The 3,838-nt window shown below is 36.9% G+C and carries 5 protein-coding genes; 2 read left to right on the top strand and 3 right to left on the bottom strand.

The genetic code is table 11. The annotated features are described in order from the left end of the window. Positions 1 to 237 (top strand): AlbA family DNA/RNA-binding protein (locus C6988_RS10565; protein WP_342752392.1); only part of this gene is annotated, 237 nt, incomplete at its 5' end. Between the two features lie 26 nt (positions 238 to 263). On the opposite strand, the gene C6988_RS10560 is transcribed toward C6988_RS10565, so the two are convergent. The 3 genes from C6988_RS10560 to C6988_RS10550 are packed head-to-tail and all read right to left on the bottom strand — an operon-like array spanning position 264 to position 1,956. Next, entirely contained in the window at positions 264 to 1,130 is an 867-nt protein-coding gene (locus C6988_RS10560) for an isocitrate lyase/PEP mutase family protein (protein ID WP_182135372.1), read from the bottom strand. A gap of 21 nt (positions 1,131 to 1,151) precedes the next feature. After that, on the bottom strand, positions 1,152 to 1,403 hold the full coding sequence (locus C6988_RS10555) for a hypothetical protein (protein WP_182135370.1): 252 nt from the start codon (positions 1,401 to 1,403) through the stop codon (positions 1,152 to 1,154). Between the two features lie 46 nt (positions 1,404 to 1,449). After that, positions 1,450 to 1,956 (bottom strand): PadR family transcriptional regulator, encoded by a 507-nt coding sequence (locus C6988_RS10550; protein ID WP_255464479.1) that lies wholly within the window; start codon positions 1,954 to 1,956, stop codon positions 1,450 to 1,452. Between the two features lie 96 nt (positions 1,957 to 2,052). On the opposite strand from C6988_RS10550, the gene C6988_RS10545 reads away from it, so the two are divergent. After that, the gene (locus tag C6988_RS10545; protein WP_182135366.1) at positions 2,053 to 3,765 is read left to right on the top strand and encodes a succinate dehydrogenase/fumarate reductase flavoprotein subunit; all 1,713 of its coding nucleotides are present in this window, start codon (positions 2,053 to 2,055) and stop codon (positions 3,763 to 3,765) included. The last annotated feature ends 73 nt before the right edge of the window (positions 3,766 to 3,838 follow it).

Below are 3,838 nucleotides of genomic sequence, written 5' to 3'. Positions count from 1 at the left end.
TATGTTACTTCAACGCTAATTCAATTGGCAAATTTACCTGCCGTGAACATCAAAGCTAGAGGTTTAAGCATAGGACGTGCAGTAGATGTGGCACAAATCATCTCACGTAAAACAGAAAATGCTGGATACTCTATCGGTAACATTCGCATCGGCTCAGAAACATTAGAGTCAAAAGACGGAAAATCACGCAATGTTTCAACAATAGAAATTGAAGTAAAGCGAAACACAACAGCATAGTTGTGCTTTACTTGAAATTTTTTATTTTATTCTCTTTTAGAAAAGCCATACTTCTTTTCTAATTTTCTAAACTTTGATAATTCCACTAAATCATTGAACTGATCAAAGTTCACCAAATCTTTCTCAAATTTCTTGGTGGTGCCTGTTTTTTTGAGCTCTTTCATAATTTTGAGTGTTGCAAACGTGTTTGCATACAAAATTGATAATGGGTATAGAACTATCTTAAAACCCATTTTGTACAAATTTGCAGCAGAACTAATTGGAGTGCGTCCTCCTTCTATCATGTTTGCAACTAGTGGAGCATTAATTGATTTTCCAATAATTTTCATCTCATCAATTGATTTTGGAGCTTCAATGAATATTACATCTGCTCCATTTTTCTTGTTTTGTTTTCCTCTCTCTATTGCTGCATCTAATCCTTCAGTAGCTCTTGCATCTGTTCTTGCAACAATAACAAAGTCCTTGCTGGATCTTGCATCTACTGCAGCTTGAAGCTTTTCAGTGTATTCTTCATGTGGAACAACTTCTTTTCCTTGCATGTGTCCACATCTTTTAGGCCATCTTTGATCTTCTAAGAACATTCCAGATGCCCCTGCTGCTTCTAACTCCTTTACTAATTTCCAAACACTTAGTGCATTTCCATACCCTGTATCTGCATCAACAATTACAGGAGGTGAAACTGCACGACATATTCTCCTTGCATTCTCTACAGTCTCAGTTGCCCCTATGAAGCCATAATCTGGCATTCCAAATAGAGTTGCAGATGTTCCATATCCAGTCTGAAACATTGCCTCAAAACCCGTCTTTTCAACTATCTTAGCACCAATTGCATCATAAACACCAGGAATTACTAGTGGTCCTTTTTGTTTCAAAAGCTGACGGAATTTTTTCAATGTATTTTGTAATCTGGAGAATTATTTAATCTCTGTTTTTGATTTATTTTTTGCAATCCATTCTTCATAGATTTTTATCAAGTCATCTACATCTGATTCATTTTCAGAATACGTTACAAAAACTCCAAAATTTCCTTTCTTGTCGTGACCCCTAGCAAAATAACCCCAAAAGGTATCTGGCAATTTTTGAAAATTTACTGGATTTTTGGACACTCCAAGAAGATTTTTACCCAATGTATCTACCACTTTAGAAGCATCATCTGATTCTATCATGATTTAATTTAGAATGCGGGAATAATAAAGCCTTGAATTCTAGTGATTAATCGATCTTGATCTCTTTTCCTTTCTTCTTTGAGATTTCACTTTCTACTTTTTTGAGCTCAGACTCTAAAAATTTCTTGTATTTCTGAGTCTCTTGCTCTGTCATATTAGCTACATTTGAGCTAAGCATAGAGCCCATAGTAGAGACTTTTTCTAGAACATCCATTGCAACGAATCGACCGACATTTCCAATTCTAAATAAAACATCTAGTTGCTTTTTTACAATGTCATTTACCTTATCAACATCAGCTGCAGTGTCTTTTCCCTTCTTTGTAATTTGATATCTACCATCTTTTGTCTCTTCAATTAACTTCTCATCAAGTAATCTTCCAAGTAAAGGATAGATCAGACCAGGTGATGGTTTCCAAATCCCTTGACTTTGTTTTGTTGCATGATCAATGATCTCTTTTCCAGAATGTGGTTTCTCTTTTAGTAATTCAAGAATGAAATATCTTGAAAATCCCCTAGGAATTGAGCTTCCAACTCTCTGAAACCATTCAGACATCATCACTAGTGATATCGCTAGCGATATATATTAATTATTTGGATCTGGCCAATTATTACTACATATTTAACCCGCCCGATGGTAGTCAGTCTGAAAATGGTCGAGTCCATAGAATATGATCTGATCATTTGCGGTTCAGGTTTGGCTGGATTAAGGGCTGCAATTTCAGCTGCGCAAAAAAACTCAAAGATCAAAATCGCTGTTGTATCAAAAGTGCAAGTAATGCGTTCACACTCTGTTTCTGCAGAAGGTGGTACTGCTGCAGTTATTGCACAAGATGAAGGTGACTCTATTGAATCTCACATTTATGATACCGTAAAGGGAAGTGACTTTTTAGCAGATCAAGATGTTGCAGAACGACTTTGCAATGAGATGCCAAAACAAATCTATCAACTAGATAGATGGGGAATGCCTTGGTCTAGACGAAAAGATGGACGAATTGATCAAAGAGCATTTGGTGGATACAGCTATCCTAGAGCAACATATGCATCTGATAAAGTTGGATTTTATGAAATGCAAACTCTCTATGATACATGTCAGCGTTATGAAAATATTGAATACTTTAACGAATGGTTTGCAACATCAATCATTCATGATGGACAGCGATTCTTAGGAATTACTGCTATTGAATTATCATCTGGTACATTTTACACAATCAAAGCTAAAGCACTAATCATTGCAACCGGTGGTGCAGGACGTCTTTACAGTTTTTCAACTTATGCATATTCATCAACACCTGATGGATTAGACATGGCATACAGAGCAGGAATTGCTCTAAAAGATATGGAGTTTGTACAATTCCATCCAACTGGAATTATGCCATCTGGAATTTTAATCACAGAAGGTGCAAGAGGAGAAGGCGGACATCTCTTAAACAACAAGGGTGAGCGTTTCATGAAAAAATATGCTGCAAGTAAGATGGAGCTTGCTCCTCGAGATATTGTATCTCGTTCTATTATTACTGAAATCAATGAAGGTCGTGGATTCAAACACGAAACCGGTGTTGATTGTATGAAATTGGATCTTAGACATGTTGGTGATGAAATCATCAAAGAAAAACTCGGAGGAATTCGAGAAATCTCAATTAAATTTTCAGGAATTGATCCTGCTGATGAATTACTTGACATTAGACCAGTATGTCATTATATGATGGGTGGAATCCATTCTGATATTGATGGTGCCACAGAACTTCAAGGAGTCTGGGCAGCTGGCGAGGCTGCCTGCAATAGTACTCATGGCTCTAACCGATTAGGCGCAAATTCCACCTCTGAATGCATTGTTTGGGGTAAAATTACAGGCGAGAAGGCAGTTGACTATATTGAAAAAGGAACTCCAGATACTCCATTTCCTCATCATATGGTAGCAGCTGAAGAAAAGAGAATCTATGACGGAATTTTCCGAGGAAACGGTTCTGTTAATCCATACGAAGTAAGACAGGAACTCACTGATACCATGAATGAAAAATCATACGTTTACAGAAATGAAACTGATCTAGTTGAAGGATTAAAGAAATTACGCCAACTCCGTGAACAAACCTGGAAGCATGTTGATGATAAGGCAAAAGAGTACAACACTAACTTTTGTAATGTAATGGAATTAGATTCAATGTTTAGAACTGCAGAAATTGTTCTAGTTGGAGCAATTAATAGAAAAGAATCACGTGGAGCTCATGCAAGAACAGACTATCCAAAGAGAGATGACGCTAACTTCTTGCACCATACGCTTGCTTATTATGATCCAAAAGAGCCAATAATGAAAACTCATCCAGTAACTATTACAAGGTACCAACCAGTGGAGAGAAAATACTGATGTCTAACATAGATGAAAACAAAGAAGGCATTAAGGGAATGGCAAATCCTGGCCGATACGGCATTGAGCGTGT

This window comes from Nitrosopumilus sp. b1 (assembly GCF_014078545.1).
In the GTDB taxonomy this organism is placed as follows: Archaea; Thermoproteota; Nitrososphaeria; order Nitrososphaerales; family Nitrosopumilaceae; genus PXYB01.
The sequence above is the reverse complement of the archived record's forward strand: the minus strand, read 5'-3'. Positions and strand labels throughout refer to the sequence as shown.